Source organism: Pseudomonas sp. SDO5591_S426 (assembly GCF_054070755.1).
Genome location: NZ_JBSVXD010000049.1, coordinates 14,440 through 33,584 on the forward strand (window position 1 = coordinate 14,440; position 19,145 = coordinate 33,584).

A 19,145-nucleotide genomic window follows, 5' to 3' on the forward strand; every position below is an offset into this window, starting at 1 on the left:
GCAAAAGATCGCAGCCTTCGGCAGATCCTACAGAGATTGTGCAGGAGCTGCCGAAGGCTGCGATCTTTTGATCCATCCAACAGATTTAGCGCAGCGATGGACCGTTAAACCCCATCCACATCGCCAGATGCTCAGCCACGCTGGCACCCAGTTTTTTCGAGAAGCGATCGAACGGCGATTCCTGAACAGTGAAATCCACCAGTTCTTTTTCGCCAATCACATCTCGCGCAACCGAACTGGCATTACCCAGACCATCGATCAATCCCAGCGGCAATGCCTGTTCACCATTCCAGACCAGCCCGGAGAACAGCTCCGGATGCTCCTTGTCCTTCAAGCGATCACCCCGACCTTGCTTGACGCTATTGATGAATTGCTTGTGCGTGGTATCGAGCACGCCTTGCCAGAAGGCGGTTTCTTCAGGCTTCTGCGGCTGGAACGGATCGAGGAACGATTTGTGCTCGCCCGAGGTGTAGGTGCGACGCTCCACACCCAGCTTTTCCATGGTGCCGACAAAACCGTAACCGGCCGCCGTCACACCAATGGAGCCCACCAGGCTCGCCTTGTCGGCATAGATCTGATCAGCCGCACTGGCGATGTAATAGGCACCAGAAGCGCCCAGATCGGAAATCACCGCATAGAGCTTGGTGTCCGGGTGCAAGCCACGCAGACGACGAATCTCGTCATAGACATAACCCGACTGCACCGGACTGCCGCCCGGGCTGTTGATGCGCAGGATGACGCCCTTGACCTTTTTATCTTCGAAAGCGGCACGCAGGCTGCCGACGATATTGTCGGCGCTGGCCGGCTCCTTGTCGGCGATCATGCCGGTGACGTCGATCAGTGCGGTGTAATTGCCACTGCGGGTTGCGGCTTTTTCCATGTCCATCAGCGGCGAGAACAGCAACAGCGCGCCAAACAGGTACACAAAGGTCAGCAGCTTGAAGAAAATCCCCCAGCGTCGGGAGCGACGCTGTTCCTGCACACTGGCCAGCAGGGTCTTTTCCAATAGCTTCCAGCTTTTTTCGTCACCGTTCTCTGCGCTCGCCTTGGCGGGCGCTTTCCATTCGTCGGCCATACCTTCTACTCCAGCAAAAACGTATTAAGCCCGCTGACTCAGCCAGGCATGCAATTCTGAAAAGCGATCAATGGCCAGCCGCGGCTCGAACTGCTTCAGCGCATCGATCGATTGAGCACCGTAGCTGACCGCGACCGAATCCATACCGGCATTGCGCGCCATCTGCAAATCGAAGGATGAATCGCCAACCATCAACGCCTGCTCCGGACGAACCTCGCAATGGGCGAGGATCTGCTCGAGCATCAGCGGATGCGGCTTGCTGGCAGTTTCATCGGCGGCACGGGTGATATCGAAATACTCCGCCCAACCGTGCGCCTTCAGCACCCGATCCAACCCGCGCCGGGCCTTGCCCGTTGCGACCGCCAGGTGATAACCCTCGGCACGAAACGCCTCCATCGACTCGACCACACCTTCGAACAACGGCGAAGGCACAGCCTCCGAGGCGATGTAGTGATCGGCGTAGTGCTCGCGAAAGGCGATCAGCTCGGCATCGCTGATTTCCGGGTATAGCGTGCGGATGGCTTCCGGCAAACCCAGCCCAATGATGCCCTTGACGGCAAAATCATCGCGCAGCTGAAAACCGGATCGCTCGGACGCCACGTGCATCGCCTCGACAATCCGACCAATGGAATCGGCCAGCGTGCCATCCCAATCGAAAATCAGCAGCTTGTAATCAGATGGGTGCACTCAAGCGCTCCACGGTTTTGGCCCACATCTCATCGACCGGCGCCTGAAGCTTCAGTTCGCCACCATCGGGCAGTGGCACGGTCAGCATGTAGGCGTGGAGGAACAGGCGCTTGCCGCCCAGATCGCGGATTTCCTTACTGAAATCGTCATCGCCGTATTTGGTGTCGCCGGCAATGCAGTGCCCGGCGTGCAAGGTGTGCACACGAATCTGGTGAGTGCGGCCGGTGATCGGTTTGGCTTCGATCAAGGTGGCAAAGTCGCCAAAACGACGCAGGACCTTGAATACGGTCACAGACTCCTTACCCTCCTCCTCGTCGACCTCAACCATACGCTCGCCGGAGCGCAGATTGCTCTTGCCGAGCGACGCGCGAACCTGCTTGATCGAGGACGCCCAATTACCGCGAACCAGCGCCATGTAACGCTTATCGACGCCGTCACCGCGCAAGGCTGTGTGCAAGTGACGCAGCATGCTGCGCTTCTTGGCGATCATCAGCAGGCCGGAGGTGTCACGGTCGAGACGGTGAACCAGCTCCAACTCCTTGCAATCGGGACGCAACTGACGAAAGGCTTCGATGACGCCGTAATTCAAGCCGCTGCCGCCGTGAACAGCGATACCGCAAGGCTTGTTGATCACGATGAGCGCTTTGTCTTCAAAGACAATCGAGGCTTCCAGGCGCTGCAGCAGGCCTTGAGCCAATGGCACCGGCTCGTCCCGCTCAGGCACGCGAACCGGCGGGACGCGCACGATATCGCCCGCCTGCAGCTTGTATTCGGGCTTGATCCGGCCTTTGTTCACCCGCACTTCGCCTTTGCGCAAAATGCGATAAATCAAGGTCTTGGGCACGCCTTTGAGCCGAGCGAGAAGGAAATTATCAATACGTTGGCCGGCATATTCCGGCGAGACCTCAAGCAGTTGTACGCCTGGGGTCGAAGGGGCAGTAGTCGTCATGGCGCGGATGATAACAATTTTTTATGGAATTGAAGCACTTAATCATTGCTGCTATAGTCGCGAACGCCGCCAAAAGCGGCTGGACAGCGGACCAACGGTCAAAAACCGGCCCTGACCAACGCAATTCACCAGGATGCGAGGCCGTCCTACGGGGCTTTCGCTACGTAACGGTGGAGTTTGCAGGTGTAACGAGCGCAGGTGACATGAGGCCTGAATCAAGCCGCAAAGCAGAGTTTTTCACTCGCTTTACGAGCAAATATTCACGGCCAGTTCACAAAGTGCAGTCAGCTGCGAATGACCCCGAGCGAACGCTTCGGAAACAACGCCTAAATTAGCCATGATGCGTGACCTCCCCCTTTCGGAGCTCACGGTAAATGCCAACCCGCTGCGGATTCTGCGCGCGGCAGCACCCGAATTATCAGGGATACGTGTAGGGTGGAGATGCACAACCGCTGGACTGTGTAGCAATAGGCTTTATCAAGACGCTTCATCTCGTCCACAGCCGCCGGTTGATTCCTCCTCCTGACTGAGTGCTCAAGAGCCACAGCAAGCAGGACGCGTACGTCGCGATGAAGGCCCACATTGGCCGGACTTCGCTGGACACGGGAAATGGCCAACCACTCCCGACGCACCTGACACCGACCGTGAGAAGTCGTGTGTGCCGAACGCCGTTTCCGGCAGCCCGGAAACCGACGGTACTACATGAAAAGAATGCTGATTAACGCAACTCAACCCGAAGAGTTGCGTGTTGCACTGGTAGATGGCCAGCGCCTCTACGACCTGGACATCGAATCCGGTGCACGCGAGCAGAAGAAGGCCAACATTTATAAAGGCCGGATTACTCGCATCGAACCAAGCCTTGAGGCTGCCTTTGTCGATTTCGGCTCCGAGCGCCACGGCTTCCTGCCCCTCAAAGAAATCTCCCGCGAATACTTCAAGAAAGCCCCCGAAGGCCGCGTCAACATCAAGGACGTCCTGAGCGAAGGCCAGGAAGTCATCGTGCAGGTCGAGAAAGAAGAACGTGGCAACAAGGGCGCCGCCCTGACCACGTTCATCAGCCTGGCCGGTCGTTATCTGGTTCTGATGCCGAACAACCCGCGTGCCGGCGGCATCTCCCGTCGCATCGAAGGTGAAGAGCGCAACGAACTGCGTGAAGCCCTGAACGGTCTGGTTGCCCCGGCCGACATGGGTCTGATCGTGCGCACTGCCGGCCTGGGCCGCAGCAGCGAAGAAATGCAGTGGGACCTCGATTACCTGCTGCAACTCTGGACCGCCATCAAAGAAGCCTCGCTGGATCGCGCCGCGCCTTTCCTGATCTACCAGGAAAGCAACGTAATCATCCGCGCCATCCGCGATTACCTGCGCCAGGACATCGGCGAAGTGCTGATCGACAGCGTTGAAGCCCAGGACGAAGCCCTGACCTTCATTCGCCAGGTGATGCCGCAGTACGCCAGCAAGATCAAGCTGTACGAAGACAGCGTTCCGCTGTTCAACCGTTTCCAGATCGAAAGCCAGATCGAGACCGCTTTCCAGCGCGTGGTCGAACTGCCTTCCGGCGGTTCCATCGTTATCGACCCGACCGAAGCCCTGGTGTCCATCGACATCAACTCGGCGCGCGCCACCAAAGGCAGCGACATCGAAGAAACCGCTCTGCAGACCAACCTTGAAGCCGCCGAAGAAATCGCCCGTCAGTTGCGCTTGCGCGACATCGGCGGCCTGATCGTCATCGACTTCATCGACATGACCCCTGCCAAGAACCAGCGCGCCGTGGAAGAAAAAGTCCGCGAATGCCTGGAAGCCGACCGCGCTCGCGTGCAAGTCGGTCGCATCTCGCGCTTCGGCCTGCTGGAAATGTCCCGTCAGCGCCTGCGTCCATCCCTGGGCGAGAGCAGCGGCATCGTTTGCCCGCGTTGCAGCGGCACCGGGATCATCCGCGATGTTGAATCGCTGTCCCTGGCGATCCTGCGCCTGATCGAAGAAGAAGCCCTGAAAGACCGCACCGCCGAAGTTCGCGCACAAGTGCCGATCCCGGTCGCCGCGTTCCTGCTCAACGAAAAACGCAACTCGATCACCAAGATCGAACTGCGCACCCGTGCCCGCATCGTCATTCTGCCGAACGATCACCTCGAAACGCCGCACTTCGAAGTTCAGCGTCTGCGTGATGACAGCCCGGAAGCCGCCACCAACCAGTCCAGCTACGAAATCGCCGCTGCCGCTGCCGATGTGGAAGAAGTCCAGCCAGCCGCCGCGACCCGCACCCTGGTTCGCCAGGAAGCCGCGGTCAAGACTGCTCCGGCCCGCGCCAATGCTCCGGTTCCGACCGAAGTTGCCGCTCCGGCCCCTGCTCCGGTTGCCGCGCCAGAGCCAAGCCTGTTCAAAGGCCTGGTGAAGTCGCTGGTCAGTCTGTTCGCTACCAAGGAAGAGCCTGCCGCTCCGGTCGTGGTTGAAAAACCGGCTACCGAGCGTCCGGCCCGCAACGAAGAGCGTCGCAACGGTCGTCAGCAGAGCCGCAACCGTAACGGTCGCCGCGACGAAGAGCGCAAGCCGCGCGAAGAACGTGCACCGCGTGAAGAGCGCGCACCACGTGAACCACGCGAAGAGCGTCAGCCACGCGAAGCCCGCGAAGAAACCCCAGCCGTAGCTCGCGAAGAGCGCGCACCACGCGCTCCGCGTGAAGAACGTGCACCGCGTGCTCCGCGCGAAGACCGCAAGCCACGTGGCGAGCGCGAAGAGCGCGTACGTGAACTGCGTGAGCCACTGGATGCCGCTCCGGTCGCCGCCGCTGCCGCTGTTGCCACCACTGAAGAACGTCCGGCCCGCCAGCCACGTGAAGAACGCGCTCCACGCCCACCGCGTGAAGAACGTCAACCACGTGTCGAGCAAGCCGCTGCCGCCGTTGCCGAAGAAGAGCTGACAACCAACGAAGAGCAACTGCAGGACGATGGTCAGGACGGCGCCGAAGGCGATCGCCCACGCCGTCGCTCCCGTGGCCAACGCCGTCGCAGCAACCGTCGTGAGCGTCAGCGTGACGCCAACGGCAACGTGATCGAAGGTTCGGAGGAGTCCGAAGCCGGCGAAAACGCTGAAGAGCCGAGCACTGCCGATCTGGCCGCCGGCCTGGCTGTTACCGCAGCCGTTGCCAGCTCCGTGATCAGCGCTCCGGCTGAAGCACAAGCCAACGAGCAAGCCGAACGCGCCACTGCCGCCACCCTGGAAACTGCTCCGGTTGAAGCGCCAGTCGTTGAAGCGACCACGCCGGTAGAAGTGACCGCCTCGCCGGAAATCGAAGTAGTCCAAGCGCCAGAAGCTCAGCCAGCGGTTGAAGCGGCTGCTGAAGCTGTTGTTACCGAAGCGCCTGCCGAGGTTGCAGAACCGGTTGTTGAAACCGTGACTGAAGTTGTTCGTGAGGTTCGCGAAGAACAAACCGCGTTCAACTGGGTTGCCGAACCAGCCGTTGCTGAAACTCCAGCGCCAGTCGTTGAAGCGGAAGTCGCTGAAGCAATGGTTTCCGAGCCGGTTGTTGCCGCTGCCGAGCCTGCTCCAGTGGTTGAAGCACCGGTTGTCGCCGAAGTGGCGGCTCCAGTGGTCGAAGCCGTTCAGGTTAGCGCACTGACGCCAAGTGGCCGCGCGCCGAACGATCCACGTGAAGTGCGTCGTCGCAAGCGTGAAGAAGAGCGCCTGCAGAAGGAAGCCGAACTGGCTGCCGCTGCTGCTCCGGTTGCTGAAGCCGTTGTCGCTGAAGAACCAGCACCGGTTGTTGCTGAAGTAGTCGAGGCAGCACCTGCCCCGGTTGCCGAAGTCGCTGCCGAGCCAGCTGAATCGGTGATCCACGAAGCGCCACGCTCGGTGCAGGAAGCGGTAGAGAAACACGAACAAGCCGAAGAAAAAGAGCACGAGCCTAAACCACTCGTCTGATTCCATCGGTCAATAAAAAGCCCCGTCTGGTGATCCCAGGCGGGGCTTTTTTTTACACATAAAAATCAAAAGATCGCAGCCTTCGGCAGCTCCTGCATTTGGATCCCGGACATCCTGTAGGAGCTGCCGAAGGCAGCGATCTCTTTGCTATCACCCAAAGATCAACTTCTCCGGCACATCCACATCCCACAAAACCCCTGGATCATCCACCGTTACTTCAACCACCCGCCCCTGCGCAAACAACGGCTTGGCCCCCCGATCACCCGACAGCGCCCTCAACCCCGCAGCAAAACTGCGCCCAAAGCCCACCGGATGCCCATATTCCCCGTCTTGCACTGGAACACTGATGCTGTCATCAGCCACCTGCGCCAGAACCTGCTCAATGGTCGATGGCAGGATGAACGGCATATCCCCCAATACCATCAACCAGCCACCGAGTTGTGCAGACTCCGCGACGCCAGCGGCAATGCTATCGCCCATTCCGGTGGATTCGATCAGCACGATGTCACAATCATAGGCCTTGGCCATGCGAATCACCTGCGGACGATCAGCGGTGGTCACCAGCACACGCTTTTGCAGCGTGGCCGGCAGATTCACCAGCACGTGCTCGATCACCGAACGGACGGCACCATCGCGCCCCGTACAGTCCGCCAGCAACTTGTCCTTTTCATCGCCCGCCACCTGCCGAAACCGACTGCCCTGCCCCGCTGCCAGAATGATTGCTCCGATGGATTCGCTCATACGCGCTCCCGTACTTGCTTTTTCTGTTTCAATTCGACGCCATTCTTGATCGCGACAATTTCCGCCATCAGCGACAAGGCGATTTCCGCCGGACTGTGGCTGCCGATGTGCAAGCCGATCGGGCCGTGCAGCCGCTCGATAGCCTGTTGCGACAAGCCCAGCTGCGCCAGGTTTTCCCGACGCTTCTGGCTGTTGACCCGAGAGCCCAGCGCACCGACATAAAAAGCCTTGGAGTCTAGGGCGGTGAGCAACGCCATGTCGTCCAGGCGCGGATCGTGCGTCAGGGCGACAATCGCCGTGCGTTCGTCAGTCTGGATATTCAGCACCGCATCATCGGGCATGCCGGTGACAAATCGTCCGTGCTGTTCTTCCCAGCCGTAGACAAACTCGGTGCGTGGATCGCAGATCAGCACCTCAAAATCCAGCAACCGGGCCATTTCCGCGACGTACCGGGACAACTGGCCCGCACCGATCAGCAGCAGGCGCCAGCGCGGACCATAAATGGCCCGCAGCGTCTTGCCATCAAAGGTCAGCACATCCGATTTGTCGGCCGGCTGTAGAACCACTTCACCAGTCGCGATATCCAGCGAACGCGCGACGATTTGATGATCCTCGCAGCGCGACAGCAACTCGGCGACCCAATCCGCGTCGCCGACCCGCTCCTCAGTCAAGCGCAAGGTGCCACCGCAGGGCAGGCCGAAACGCGCGGCCTCTTCACGAGTGACGCCATAGGTAATCAACTGCACCGGCGGGCCATCGACCGGAATTCGGCCGTCATGCAACCGCGCAATCAGGTCATCTTCGACACAACCGCCCGACACCGAACCAATCACCACACCGTCTTCACGCAACGCCAACATCGCGCCAGGCGCCCGGGGCGCGGTGCCCCAGGTCTGGACCACGGTGTACAACACCATCCGCTGACCGGCGCGGCGCCATTCCAGCACGCTGCGCAGGACATTCAGATCGACGCTGTCCATCAGGCCTGCGCCTTCTGCCAGCCCTGGAGCTGATAGCGAATCGGCAGGTCGCGGATGCGTTTGCCGGTGGCGGCGAAGATCGCGTTGCACAACGCCGGGGCAATCGGCGGCACGCCCGGCTCGCCGACGCCGCCCAACGGCACGGTGCCCGGTGGCGTAACCAGATGCACGGCGACTTCCTTCGGCGCCAGCGACATGCGCGCCACTTCGTACATGTGGAAGTTGTCTTGCTGGACCTTGCCGTCCTTGAAGCTGATCTCGCCCAACACCGCGTTGCCCAGCCCCATGACGCAAGCGCCTTCGAACTGTGCGCGAATCCGCTCGGGGTTGATCTGCGGCCCGCAATCCACGGCGATGTCCGCCTTGTGCACGATCAACGTGCCGTCGTCTTTGACTTCTACCTCGATTACCGCCGCCACGTAGGTGACGAAGCTGTAATGCACCGCCAGGCCCAGGCCTCGACCCTTCGGCAACTCACGGCCCCAACCGGCGGCTTTGGCGGCGGTTTCCAACACAGTGCGCAGGCGCCCGGTGTCGATCGGATAGCGCTCGGGCGATTCGCCGTAGTTCCACTCTTCACTCAAGGTACGCGGATCGATCTGCCGATCCGGGCCGAGCAATTTGATCTGGTACTTGAGCGGGTCCTGCCCGGCCTTGTGCGCCAGCTCATCGATGAAGCTCTGGATCGCGAAGCCGTGGGGAATGTTCGACACCGAGCGATACCAGCCAACGCGGGTGTGCACCGTCGCTTCAGGGTTTTCCAGGCGAATGTTGGGAATCGCGTAGGCCATGTTGGTGAAGCCCATGCCCAACTCGAAAGCCGCCTCGTGATTCATGCCCGGCGCGAACAACGCGGTGATGCTCGGCGCCACCGTGCGGTGCAACCAACCGGACGGCAGGCCATCCTTGTTCAGGCTGGCCTTGAGGTATTCCGCCGACACGGTGTGGAAGTAGGAACAATGGATGTCGTCTTCACGGGTCCATTGCACCCGCACCGCTTTGCCAGGGAATTCCTTGGCGAGAATGGCCGCCTCGATGATGAAGTCAGGCTTGGACTTGCGACCGAAACCGCCGCCCAGCAGCGTCACGTTGAACGTGACGTTATCGAACGGCAGACCGAGGCGCTCACCGATTCTTGTGCGGGTGACCTGCGGCGCCTGGCTCGGCCCCCAGGCTTCGCACACGCCGTCCTTGTAGCGGGCGATGGCGACCATTGGTTCCATCGGCGACTGCGACAGGTGCGGCAGGTAGTAGGAGGCTTCCAGCGTACTGTCGGCGCCGCTCATGACTTCGTCGATGTTGCCGGTGTTGCGCACCACTTTGCCGGGCTTGAGGGACGCAGCCTCCAGTTCCTTGCGGTAGGCGATCGAGTCGTAGCTGGCATTGGCGCCGTCATCCCACTCGATTTTCAGTGCCTCACGGCCCTTGATCGCCGCCCAGGTATTGTTCGCCACCACGGCAATGCCGCCCAACGGCTGAAACTCCGAAGGCAACGGACGACTCTCGATCTGCACAACCTTGACCACGCCGGGGACTTTCATCGCCGCAATCGCATCGAAGGTTTTGACTTTGCCGCCGTAGACCGCAGGCCGGGCAATGGTGGCGAACAGCATGCCGTCGAAATGCACATCGGCACCGTACACCGCGCGCCCGTTGACGATGTCGTCACCGTCGATGGCCTTGGTGCCTTCCTTGCCGATGTAGCGGAATTCCGACGGTTGCTTGAGTTTCAGGCTGTCACGCGCCGGGACGGCCAAGGCACCGGCAGCAGCGGCCAGCGCGCCATATTCCAGTTCGCGACCGGTAGGTTTGTGGATGACTTTGTGCAATTGCGCATGGCATTCGCTGACCGGGACTTTCCACTGATTGGCAGCGGCCTGCTCCAGCATGGTCCGCGCGGCGGCACCGCAGCGGCGCATCGGCTCGTACCAGTGGCGCATGCTGCGCGAGCCGTCGGTGTCCTGGTTGCCGAAGCGCACTTCGTCACCGGGAGCCTGCTGCACCTTGACCCGTGCCCAATCGGCTTCCAGCTCATCGGCTACGACCATGGTCAGGCTGGTACGCACGCCCTGGCCCATTTCCGAACGGTTGCACATCACGGTCACCGTGCCGTCGGCCGCAATGCTGACGTACACCTTGGGATCATCCACCCAGCCATGGGGCATTCCGTCGGCGCCGAACTTCTTCTCTTCTTCGGCAAACGCGTCCTGCCAGCCCCAGCTCGCGGCAACCACCAGGGCACCGGCAGCGCCCACACCTTTGAGGAAACCACGGCGACTGAGGTTGCTCAGGGCGAAATCATTCGGTAACTGGCTCATGCCTTGGCCTCCTTCAGATGAGTGGATGCCTGGCGGATGGCGGTCTTGATGCGGTTGTAAGTGCCGCAACGACAGATGTTGCCGACCATCGCCTCTTCGATCTGCTCATCGCTCGGGTTCGGATTGGTCTTGAGCAGCGCAGTGGCGGACATGATTTGCCCACCCTGGCAGAAACCGCATTGGGCCACGGCCGTGTCGAGCCAGGCTTGCTGCACGACTTTACCGACCGGGTCGGCATGGACGTTTTCGATGGTGGTGACGTTCTGCCCGACTACCGAGCCGATCGGCGTGATGCAGCTGCGTGCCGGAGCGCCTTCGATATGAATGGTGCACGCACCGCACAGGCCCATGCCGCAGCCGAACTTGGTGCCGTTATAGCCGGCCACATCGCGGATCGCCCAGAGCAGCGGCATGTCCTCGGTGACGTCGAGTTGATGGTCTTGACCGTTGAGTTTCAGGGTAATCATGGGCACGCCCGCATAGTTCTTGAGTTATGGGGTCGAGCAATCTGCCATTGGATCTTGGTTCGGTACGCAGATCGACTCAGGCTATTGGGCTCTCTTGTGCTGACGGGAGCGTCTGCACCGGGCCTTTGATGGAGAAAATGCATTGCATCGTTAGCTCGCTAAGTTAACGCAGCATTAACAAAAAAGCCCTGCACTTTTCATCAGTGCAGGGCTTTGGATTGAACCATTAAAGCGTAGTCTCAATAACGGTTCGGCTCCATCTCCAGCTCGACATGGAAACGTTCTGAAATGTCTTTCTGAATACGCTGCGCCAGGTCGAGCAACTGCAGGCCGGTGGCGCTGCCGTAGTTGACCAGCACCAGTGCCTGCAACTTGTGCACGCCCGCGTCGGCATCACGGAAACCTTTCCACCCTGCCCGCTCAATCAGCCATCCGGCGGCGATTTTCATCTGCCCGTCGGGTTGCGCGTAGGCCACCAGATCGGGGTATTCGCCCTTGAGCTGCGCGACCAACGCCGCTGGCACCAACGGGTTCTTGAAGAAGCTGCCGGCATTACCGAGCACCGCCGGGTCCGGGAGCTTTTCGTTGCGGATGCTGCAAATCGCCTGGCTGACATCGGTGGCGGTCGGATGCTCGATGCCTTGCTCGGTCAGGCGCTGGCGAACAGGGCCGTATTCCAGGTGCAGATGCGCAGCACGGTCGAGTGCGAAGCGTACTCGCAGGATCAGCCAGCGCCCCGGCTCCTGTTTGAACAGGCTGTCGCGGTAGGCAAAGTTGCACTCTTCCAGGTTGAAGTCGCGCAGTTCGCCGCTGTGCCGATCAAGCGCCGTCAGACCGGCGAACACGTCCTTGATCTCAACCCCGTAGGCGCCGATGTTCTGCATCGGTGCAGCACCGACGGTGCCGGGAATCAGGCTGAGGTTTTCCAGACCCGACAAACCCTGCGCCAACGTGTGCTGCACGAACGGATGCCAAGGTTCGCCAGCCTCGGCTTCGATCACCACTTTGCTGCCGTCATCGCTCAGCACGCGAATCCCGCGTGTGGCCATGCGCAACACCAGCGACTCGATATCCGCCGTCAGCAGCAAATTGCTACCGCCGCCGATCACCAGCACCGGTACATGATGCTCAAGCCCATAGGCCAAGGCTTCTCGCACATCGGCGTCGCTATGGGCTTCGGCGAACAAACGAGCCTGAACATCCACACCAAAACTGTTGAACGGCTTGAGTGAAACCTGCGACCGAACCTGCAAACTCATAACCGTCCCTTCAATTCGACCACCAGCAGATCACTGGCGCGCTCGATCAAATCCAGCACCTGCTCGAAGCCCTGGTCGCCGTCGTAATACGGGTCCGGGACTTCGTCGATTTCCGACTCATAACGACGCAGGAACAAATCCAGCTCGGCCTTGCCCTTGGCCGGTTGCAGAGCCTTGAGGTTGCGCAGGTTGCTGTTGTCCATCGCCAGGATCAGGTCGTAGGTGGCGAAATCGGCGCGGGTCACTTGCTGGGCACGTTGCGTGGACAAGTCGTAGCCGCGCAGCTTCGCCGCAGCCTGACTGCGCTTGTCCGGCGCTTTGCCGACATGCCAGTCACCAGTGCCGGCGGAGGCGACTTCGACCAGATCGGCCAGCCCCGCCTCACGCAGTTTGTGGCGCAACACGCCTTCAGCCGTGGGTGAACGGCAGATGTTGCCCAGGCAGACAAACAGAACCCGCATCAGGCCTCCAGCAGGCGACGAACGCGCTCAAGGTCTTCAACGGTATCGACACCGGCCGGCGGCGCGATCAGCGCGTCGGCGACGTGAATCCGCACGCCGTGCCACAAGGCACGCAACTGCTCCAGGCACTCGGTGTTTTCCAGCCAGCACGGGCCCCAGCTGACGAAGTCATGCAGGAAACCGGCGCGATAGGCGTAGATGCCGATGTGGCGGCGATAGGGCACGCCTTCCGGCAATTGCTCTCGGTTCACCGCGAACGCATCCCGCGCCCACGGCAAGGTCGAGCGACTGAAGGTCAGCGCCAGGCCATTGAGGTCGCTGACCACCTTGACCACGTTGGGATTGAACAGGGTTTCCACGTCTTCGATCGGCTCGGCCAAGGTGGCCATGCGCGCTTCGGTATGGACGGCCAGGTTGGCAGCGACCTGATCGATCACGCTCGCCGGGATCAACGGTTCGTCACCCTGGACATTGACCACGATGGCATCGGGCGCCAGGCCCAGTTTCGTCGCGACTTCCGCCAACCGATCGGTGCCGGAATTGTGATCTTCACGGGTCAGCACCACTTCGGCGCCAAACCCTTTGCAAGCTTCGACGATGCGCGCATCGTCAGTGGCGACCACGACACGCTGGGCGCTGCTTTTGCTCGCCTGTTCCCAGACGTGCTGGATCATTGGCTTGCCGGCGATCAACAGCAGCGGCTTGCCCGGCAAACGGGTGGAGGCGTAACGCGACGGAATGACAACGGTAAAGGCTGTGGTCATTTATCCAGACGCTCGTCGGTGGTCAGGGTGCGGGCTTCGGTTTCGAGCATCACCGGGATGCCATCGCGAATCGGGTACGCCAGACCTGCGCCCTTGCTGATCAGCTCGGTCTTGTCGGCACTGAGCTTGAGCGGGCCTTTGCAGACCGGGCAAGCGAGGATATCGAGCAGTTTGGTGTCCATGAGCATTCCCTGGATAAAAACGGTTTTAAGGCAACAGACGAGCCGGCAACAGGCGCATCAACTGTGTGTCGAACCAGGCCACGAAGGCCGGCGACGGCACAGCATCGACCGCCAGGTACCACCAGTCGGCGGCGGCGAAGGCACGGCACTTCACCGCGTCCTTTTCGGTCATCACCAACGGCAATGACGGGGTGAAATTCAACGCCTGCACGCTGTATTCGGCGTGATCGGCGAACGCATGCGGGACTGGTTGCCAGTGTAGCGTTTCGAGGGTCTTGAAGAAACGCTGCGGGTTGCCGATCCCGGCCACGGCGTGCAGCGCCTGGCCTGCTGGAAAATGATCGAGGGGACGTCGTTCGCCGCTTTGCAGGTTGACCAGCGCAGTGGGTTGCAACTGGAAGGCGAAACCATCATCGCGATCAGCCGAAGCGCCGTTGTAGAGCACCGCGTCGACACTTTGCAGACGCTCGACCGGCTCGCGCAACGGCCCGGCCGGCAGGCAACGGCGGTTGCCAAGGCCACGGGCGGCGTCGATCAGCACCAACTCCAGATCCCGGGCCAGCCGGTAATGCTGCATGCCGTCATCGGACAGGATCAGATCCAGCGGCTCGCTGGCCAGCAAGGCTTTGACGGCGCTGCTGCGATCAGGGTCGATCATCAGCGGTACGCCGGTGCGTTGAACGATCAGCAACGGTTCGTCGCCGGCAATCTCCGCGCTTTGATCCGCCTCGACCCGCCATGGCAATTGCGGCGGCTTGGCACCGTAACCTCGGCTGACCACGCCAACCCGCAAGCCGCTGCGCTGGCAGTGCTGGATCATCCACAGGATCAGCGGCGTCTTGCCGGTGCCGCCAACCGTGATATTGCCGACGACGATCAGCGGCACCGGCGGCTGGTAGATTTCACCCTCGCCCGCCAGAAAGCGTTTGCGCTTGTTGTTGACCACGCGCCGGTACAGCCACTCCAGCGGCTGCAACAGCTTCAGGGCCGGATGACCGGCGTACCACGCGGCGAGCAGACGATCGGACATGGCCATCAGGGCGCGGTCGGCGCCGCCTCGACTGTGGTCATGCGCAATTGGCTGAAGCCAAGCTTGCCGGCGGCGTCCATCGCAGTGATAACCGACTGATGTTGGGATTTACCGTCGGCGCTGATGGACAGCGGCAGACTGGTATCGCCATTGGATTCTTTCTGCAGCGCTTCAATCAATGTGGCCAGGTCGCTTTTCGGCAAAACATGGTTGTTCACCGAGAACACGCCATCGGCGCTGATGGCGATATCGAGCTGCCGGGTCTGGTCATCGGCCGAAGCGCCGCTGACCGCTTCCGGCAGCTCGACACGCAACTGGGTTTCACGGGTGAAGGTCGTGGTCACGACGAAAAACAGCAGCAGGATAAACACCACGTCGATCAGCGACGCGAGGTTGATGTCCACCGTTTCCCGTGGTTTGCGGCGGAATTTCACGCTTTGCCCTCGGTCAGGTCAACGTCGCGGTCGCCCTGCACTACCTCGACGAGTTTGATCGCTTCCTGCTCCATCCCGACTACCAACTCATCGATCCGGCGTTGCAGGAATCGATGGAAGAATACCGCCGGGATACCGACCATCAAACCGGCAGCCGTAGTGATCAGGGCCTTGGAAATACCACCGGCCAGCACCGAAGCGTTGGTGGTCATGCCACTGCCGGTGAATGCGCTGAAAATATCGATCATGCCCAACACCGTACCGAGCAGGCCCAGTAACGGCGCCATGGCGGCAATGGTGCCGAGGGCATTGATGTAACGCTCAAGATCGTGGATGACCCGCGCCGCAGCCTCTTCGATGCACTCTTTCATGATCTCGCGACCATGCTTGGAGTTGGCAAGGCCGGCGGCGAGGATTTCACCCAGAGGCGAGTTGGCGCGCAGTTCCTTGAGCCGGTCTTTGTTGAGCTTCTTGTCTTTGATCCAGACCCAGACCTGCCCGAGCAGGTGCTCCGGGGTCACGCGGCTGACTCGCAGGGTCCACAGACGCTCGGCAACGATTGCCATGGCCGCGATGGAACTCAGAATGATCGGCAGCATCATCCAGCCGCCGGATTTGGCCAATTCCCACACAGTGTCAGTCCCCTCGAAAAAGTGCGCCACTCTAACATAGGGGGTGGGCGCACCGAAGACCGCGATGTCACATCCGGTCGGGCTTTGATTACGCTCGGTTAACGCTACAAGGGTGACGGATCGCGCCAGAACCGCTGTTCCTGACGCATCGAGCGCGGTGATTCGAAACGTCCGAGTTGCAGATGAATGGCACCCTGTTCGGCACTGTCATAGATTGCCATTGCGCGTTTTCGATAGCGCGCCATGACCGTCGGATGAGGATGACCGAACGAATTGCCCTGACCACGGGAGATCAGCACCGCTTTGGGCTGCAAGCCGTTGAGCAGCGCCATCGAAGATGAACTGCGACTGCCGTGGTGCGGCGCCTGCAACCAGTCGGTCGGCCCGGCCAATGGGCTTTCGAGCAGTGCGCGCTCGGCGTTGGTGTCGATGTCGCCGGTCAGCAACAATCGCTCACCGTTGGCTTCAATCTGCAAAACGCAGGACTTCTGATTGCTGTCACTGGCTGATGACCATTGCCAGAGCCGGAACTGAACACCGTCCCAGGTCCATTGCCGGTCGGTTTCACAGGCTTGGGCTCGCAACTCGGCAGGCAGCGCCTCTGGGTCGCCACTGATCACACGCTTGACCGGCAGCCCGTTGGCAACCGCGCGGGCGCCACCAGCATGATCGGCGTCGGCGTGGCTGATCAGCATCAGATCGAGTTCTTTCACCCCCAGTTTGCGTAAAGACGGCAATACCACTCGCTCTCCCAGGTCGAAATCGCCGAAACGCGGGCCGGTGTCATACAGCAGCGTGTGATACCGGGTTCGCACCAGTATCGCCAGGCCCTGGCCGACATCCAGTTGCCAGACATCGGCGATGTCTTCCGGTAACTCGGGGCGCGGCGGAAAAATCAGTAACAACAGCATCGGCCATCCCAACGCACGCATTGGCACGCCTCGGGGTAGAAGCAACAGAAAGGCCCCCAACGCGCCCAGGCACCAGACCCAAAACGGAATCGCCATGGGTACCCACGCAGGAATCTGACCCGCGACCAACGCCAGTCCCTTGAACAATCCATCGATCAAACCACCCGCCAGCCACAGCAAGCCTTCGCCCACGTAAGGCACCGGCAACAATACGGTGCCGAGCAATGCGGGAGGCAGCACCACCAGACTGATCCAGGGAACCGCCAGCAAGTTGACCAACGGCCCACTCACGCTGATCGGCAATCCCAGCACCAGCAATAACGGGCCCAATCCCAATGCGATCAACCATTGCGCGCGGGTCCAGGTTTGCCACCAACGCCAAGGGCCCAACCGGCCGCCAAAGGTGAAAATCAGCACCGCCACCGCCGCGAAGGACAACCAGAACCCCGGCTGAAGACTCGCCAGCGGATCAAGCAACAAAACGCCATTGAGCGCCAGCAAAAGCGGCCACCAGGCGCCGAGGTGGCGAAAACGCAGGCGCCACAACAGCACCAGTCCGATCATCAAACAGGCCCGTCGTACCGGCACCTCAAAACCGGCCAGCAATCCGTAACCGAGAGCGGCCGCAAATGCCAGGCCACAGGCCCAGGGCAGCCATGGCAGACGGCTGGGCCACAGGCCATAACGGGCAAGACCGGCGATCAACAGATACACCACGCCTGCCAGCAAACCGATGTGCTGTCCGGAAATCACCAACAGGTGCACGGTGCCGGTGTCCTGCAACACCTGCCAGTCTTCGCGGCTCAGCCCGGCGCCATCGCCCAGCACCAAAGCCGCCAGCGCACCGGTTCGTCCCTGGGCGTCCACCGCATGCAGTCTTTGGCGGATGCCGTCGCGCCAGGCCCATCGCGCTTGCGCCAGTCGCTCACCGTCCTTGACCGTACCGGTCGCACCGATGCGTTGCGCCAGCAGCCAGGCGTCGTAATCGAAAGCGTGCGGATTGAGCAACCCGGCAGGACGCTTCAGCTTGACCGCCAGTCGCCAGCGCTCGCCACTGTTCACCGGCGGGCCGTCATACCAGGCCACGCGCATGAGTTGCGGCACTTTTGCATGTCGCGACCGGGCGTCTGCCAACTCGAAGCGTACGACGCCTTCGCTGTTCTGGGGCAACCCCACCACCCGCCCTTCGACCCAGCGGGTTTCGCCATCGAGGCTCGGCGACAGTCGATCGTCCAGCGCCCACTGCGCCTGCGCGCAAGCCCAACTCAAACCGAACAGGAAGAACGCCACGGGGTACGTCCTGAACGGCAGTAACATCAAACCGACCACCGGTATCAACAACCACAACCCGACCGGCGGCAGTGCCGGTAAAAAACGCAGGGCCAGCAATCCCAGCGCCAGCGCCATCATCCCTGTGCGCATACGCCCGTCCTTGAGAGTCCCGACTTAAGGCATAGCTGTCCGGCCGCACGGTCGTGGTTATCAATTGTCACAAAGTCTGAATGGGCGCTTCATAGAATCCAGACATACTTGCCGCCTTGACCGACCGAGAAGCCTTATGCCCCGGCGATTATTCAAACGTTACATGCCAGACCCGACCAGCATCAGGGAACACAAATCCTTACGCTTTCTCGGAACGCTGCTGCATGACCCGAACCTCTGGCACCTCAACCGCCATTCCGTCGCCCGGGCGATGGCGGTCGGTTTGTTTGCGGCGTTCCTGCCGATTCCGTTGCAGATGCTGCTGGCTGCCATCCTCGCCATCGTGGTGCGCGGGAACATGCCGATTGCGGTGAGCCTGGTCTGGCTGACCAATCCGATCACCATGCCTGCGGTGTTCTTTTGCACCTACCAGACGGGAGCCTGGCTGATGGACGTGCCTGCACGGCATCTGCCCGATGAGTTGACCTGGGAATGGATCAGCGGTGAGCTCTCGACCTTGTGGCAGCCGTTTTTGCTGGGGTCGGTGGTGACGGGGTTGGTGTTGGGGGCTTTGGCTTATTGTCTGGTGATGGTGTATTGGCGGTGGTGGGTGGCGCGGCAGTGGCGGCGGCGGAAGCAGAGTCGGATGTGATTGGGTTTGATCGTGTGCATATCCGTTTCTTCGGTAACGGCTGCTTATGGTTCCGCCCTTACGGCGGGTCACTTTCGAAAAGCGCGAAAGTAACCAAAGCGCTTTGCCCCTGACGTTCGGTGCCTCGCTGTGGCTCGGCATGCCCTCGCTCCGGTCCTGCTCCGTGGGCCCGCCGCCATCGGCCATCCATGGCCGGGGGCGGCTAACCCGGCATCCTTGCCGGGTTGCCCACTGCGCAGAACCTCCACTCGGCCTCTCGATGGGGC

At 61.0% G+C, this 19,145-nt stretch carries 17 protein-coding genes; 2 read left to right on the top strand and 15 right to left on the bottom strand.

Features of this window, described 5'->3' with window-relative positions; genetic code table 11:
* Positions 1–85 precede the first annotated feature (85 nt).
* Genes ACW9JC_RS12730 through rluC form a run of 3 tightly spaced genes read right to left on the bottom strand, consistent with a single transcriptional unit; the run spans position 86 to position 2,711 of the window.
* On the bottom strand, positions 86–1,075 hold the full coding sequence (locus ACW9JC_RS12730; protein WP_448106758.1) for a S49 family peptidase: 990 nt from the start codon (positions 1,073–1,075) through the stop codon (positions 86–88).
* 24 nt (positions 1,076–1,099) lie between these two features.
* Positions 1,100–1,762, bottom strand: coding sequence for an HAD-IA family hydrolase (locus ACW9JC_RS12735; RefSeq protein WP_457455219.1), 663 nt, complete (start codon positions 1,760–1,762; stop codon positions 1,100–1,102).
* On the bottom strand, positions 1,749–2,711 hold the full coding sequence (gene rluC, locus ACW9JC_RS12740) for a 23S rRNA pseudouridine(955/2504/2580) synthase RluC (RefSeq protein ID WP_150704486.1): 963 nt from the start codon (positions 2,709–2,711) through the stop codon (positions 1,749–1,751). Before rluC ends, ACW9JC_RS12735 begins: the two co-directional genes overlap by 14 nt.
* Before the next feature lie 702 nt (positions 2,712–3,413).
* On the opposite strand from rluC, the gene rne reads away from it, so the two are divergent.
* A complete protein-coding gene (gene rne, locus ACW9JC_RS12745) occupies positions 3,414–6,626 on the top strand; it encodes a ribonuclease E (RefSeq protein WP_457455220.1) in 3,213 nt (1,070 codons plus the stop codon).
* A 150-nt stretch (positions 6,627–6,776) separates the two neighbouring features.
* Here rne and ACW9JC_RS12750 read toward each other — a convergent pair whose 3' ends face one another.
* The 12 genes from ACW9JC_RS12750 to ACW9JC_RS12805 all read right to left on the bottom strand — a co-directional run bounded on the left by ACW9JC_RS12750 (position 6,777) and on the right by ACW9JC_RS12805 (position 18,227).
* Positions 6,777–7,367: a nucleotidyltransferase family protein gene (locus ACW9JC_RS12750; protein ID WP_457455221.1), complete on the bottom strand. Its 591-nt coding sequence runs from the start codon at positions 7,365–7,367 to the stop codon at positions 6,777–6,779.
* Positions 7,364–8,347: an XdhC family protein gene (locus tag ACW9JC_RS12755; protein ID WP_457455222.1), complete on the bottom strand. Its 984-nt coding sequence runs from the start codon at positions 8,345–8,347 to the stop codon at positions 7,364–7,366. Before ACW9JC_RS12755 ends, ACW9JC_RS12750 begins: the two co-directional genes overlap by 4 nt.
* Positions 8,347–10,665: a molybdopterin cofactor-binding domain-containing protein gene (locus ACW9JC_RS12760; RefSeq protein ID WP_457455223.1), complete on the bottom strand. Its 2,319-nt coding sequence runs from the start codon at positions 10,663–10,665 to the stop codon at positions 8,347–8,349. The genes ACW9JC_RS12755 and ACW9JC_RS12760 overlap by 1 nt, the downstream gene beginning before the upstream one ends.
* Positions 10,662–11,132, bottom strand: coding sequence for a (2Fe-2S)-binding protein (locus ACW9JC_RS12765; protein WP_338585304.1), 471 nt, complete (start codon positions 11,130–11,132; stop codon positions 10,662–10,664). The genes ACW9JC_RS12760 and ACW9JC_RS12765 overlap by 4 nt, the downstream gene beginning before the upstream one ends.
* A gap of 239 nt (positions 11,133–11,371) precedes the next feature.
* Positions 11,372–12,391: a UDP-N-acetylmuramate dehydrogenase gene (gene murB, locus ACW9JC_RS12770; protein WP_338585302.1), complete on the bottom strand. Its 1,020-nt coding sequence runs from the start codon at positions 12,389–12,391 to the stop codon at positions 11,372–11,374.
* Complete coding sequence (locus ACW9JC_RS12775) at positions 12,388–12,852, bottom strand: low molecular weight protein-tyrosine-phosphatase (protein ID WP_338585301.1); 465 nt, start codon at positions 12,850–12,852, stop codon at positions 12,388–12,390. Before ACW9JC_RS12775 ends, murB begins: the two co-directional genes overlap by 4 nt.
* Positions 12,852–13,616, bottom strand: coding sequence for a 3-deoxy-manno-octulosonate cytidylyltransferase (gene kdsB / locus ACW9JC_RS12780; RefSeq protein WP_338585300.1), 765 nt, complete (start codon positions 13,614–13,616; stop codon positions 12,852–12,854). The genes ACW9JC_RS12775 and kdsB overlap by 1 nt, the downstream gene beginning before the upstream one ends.
* Complete coding sequence (locus tag ACW9JC_RS12785) at positions 13,613–13,798, bottom strand: Trm112 family protein (protein WP_007945752.1); 186 nt, start codon at positions 13,796–13,798, stop codon at positions 13,613–13,615. Before ACW9JC_RS12785 ends, kdsB begins: the two co-directional genes overlap by 4 nt.
* A gap of 25 nt (positions 13,799–13,823) precedes the next feature.
* Positions 13,824–14,834 carry a tetraacyldisaccharide 4'-kinase gene (lpxK, locus tag ACW9JC_RS12790; protein WP_338585299.1) on the bottom strand — a complete coding sequence of 337 codons (1,011 nt, stop codon included), beginning with the start codon at positions 14,832–14,834 and terminating at the stop codon, positions 13,824–13,826.
* Positions 14,834–15,262 carry an ExbD/TolR family protein gene (locus ACW9JC_RS12795; RefSeq protein ID WP_416128629.1) on the bottom strand — a complete coding sequence of 143 codons (429 nt, stop codon included), beginning with the start codon at positions 15,260–15,262 and terminating at the stop codon, positions 14,834–14,836. Before ACW9JC_RS12795 ends, lpxK begins: the two co-directional genes overlap by 1 nt.
* Positions 15,259–15,894 (bottom strand): MotA/TolQ/ExbB proton channel family protein, encoded by a 636-nt coding sequence (locus ACW9JC_RS12800; RefSeq protein ID WP_457455224.1) that lies wholly within the window; start codon positions 15,892–15,894, stop codon positions 15,259–15,261. The genes ACW9JC_RS12795 and ACW9JC_RS12800 overlap by 4 nt, the downstream gene beginning before the upstream one ends.
* 104 nt (positions 15,895–15,998) lie before the next feature.
* Positions 15,999–18,227, bottom strand: a complete 2,229-nt coding sequence (locus tag ACW9JC_RS12805; RefSeq protein WP_457455225.1) for a DNA internalization-related competence protein ComEC/Rec2 — start codon at positions 18,225–18,227, stop codon at positions 15,999–16,001.
* 136 nt (positions 18,228–18,363) lie between these two features.
* Between ACW9JC_RS12805 and ACW9JC_RS12810 the strand changes: the two genes are divergently transcribed.
* On the top strand, positions 18,364–18,879 hold the full coding sequence (locus tag ACW9JC_RS12810) for a DUF2062 domain-containing protein (protein ID WP_338585294.1): 516 nt from the start codon (positions 18,364–18,366) through the stop codon (positions 18,877–18,879).
* Positions 18,880–19,145 lie beyond the last annotated feature (266 nt).

Excerpts from the sequence above, each read along its gene's own strand:
- ACW9JC_RS12730 (WP_448106758.1), bottom strand. The coding sequence starts at position 1,075 with ATGGCCGACGAATGGAAAGCGCCCGCCAAGGCGAGCGCAGAGAACGGT.
- rluC (WP_150704486.1), bottom strand. The coding sequence starts at position 2,711 with ATGACGACTACTGCCCCTTCGACCCCAGGCGTACAACTGCTTGAGGTC.
- rne (WP_457455220.1), top strand. The coding sequence starts at position 3,414 with ATGAAAAGAATGCTGATTAACGCAACTCAACCCGAAGAGTTGCGTGTT.
- ACW9JC_RS12750 (WP_457455221.1), bottom strand. The coding sequence starts at position 7,367 with ATGAGCGAATCCATCGGAGCAATCATTCTGGCAGCGGGGCAGGGCAGT.
- ACW9JC_RS12755 (WP_457455222.1), bottom strand. The coding sequence starts at position 8,347 with ATGGACAGCGTCGATCTGAATGTCCTGCGCAGCGTGCTGGAATGGCGC.
- ACW9JC_RS12760 (WP_457455223.1), bottom strand. The coding sequence starts at position 10,665 with ATGAGCCAGTTACCGAATGATTTCGCCCTGAGCAACCTCAGTCGCCGT.
- ACW9JC_RS12765 (WP_338585304.1), bottom strand. The coding sequence starts at position 11,132 with ATGATTACCCTGAAACTCAACGGTCAAGACCATCAACTCGACGTCACC.
- murB (WP_338585302.1), bottom strand. The coding sequence starts at position 12,391 with ATGAGTTTGCAGGTTCGGTCGCAGGTTTCACTCAAGCCGTTCAACAGT.
- ACW9JC_RS12775 (WP_338585301.1), bottom strand. The coding sequence starts at position 12,852 with ATGCGGGTTCTGTTTGTCTGCCTGGGCAACATCTGCCGTTCACCCACG.
- kdsB (WP_338585300.1), bottom strand. The coding sequence starts at position 13,616 with ATGACCACAGCCTTTACCGTTGTCATTCCGTCGCGTTACGCCTCCACC.
- ACW9JC_RS12785 (WP_007945752.1), bottom strand. The coding sequence starts at position 13,798 with ATGGACACCAAACTGCTCGATATCCTCGCTTGCCCGGTCTGCAAAGGC.
- lpxK (WP_338585299.1), bottom strand. The coding sequence starts at position 14,834 with ATGGCCATGTCCGATCGTCTGCTCGCCGCGTGGTACGCCGGTCATCCG.
- ACW9JC_RS12805 (WP_457455225.1), bottom strand. The coding sequence starts at position 18,227 with ATGCGCACAGGGATGATGGCGCTGGCGCTGGGATTGCTGGCCCTGCGT.
- ACW9JC_RS12810 (WP_338585294.1), top strand. The coding sequence starts at position 18,364 with ATGCCCCGGCGATTATTCAAACGTTACATGCCAGACCCGACCAGCATC.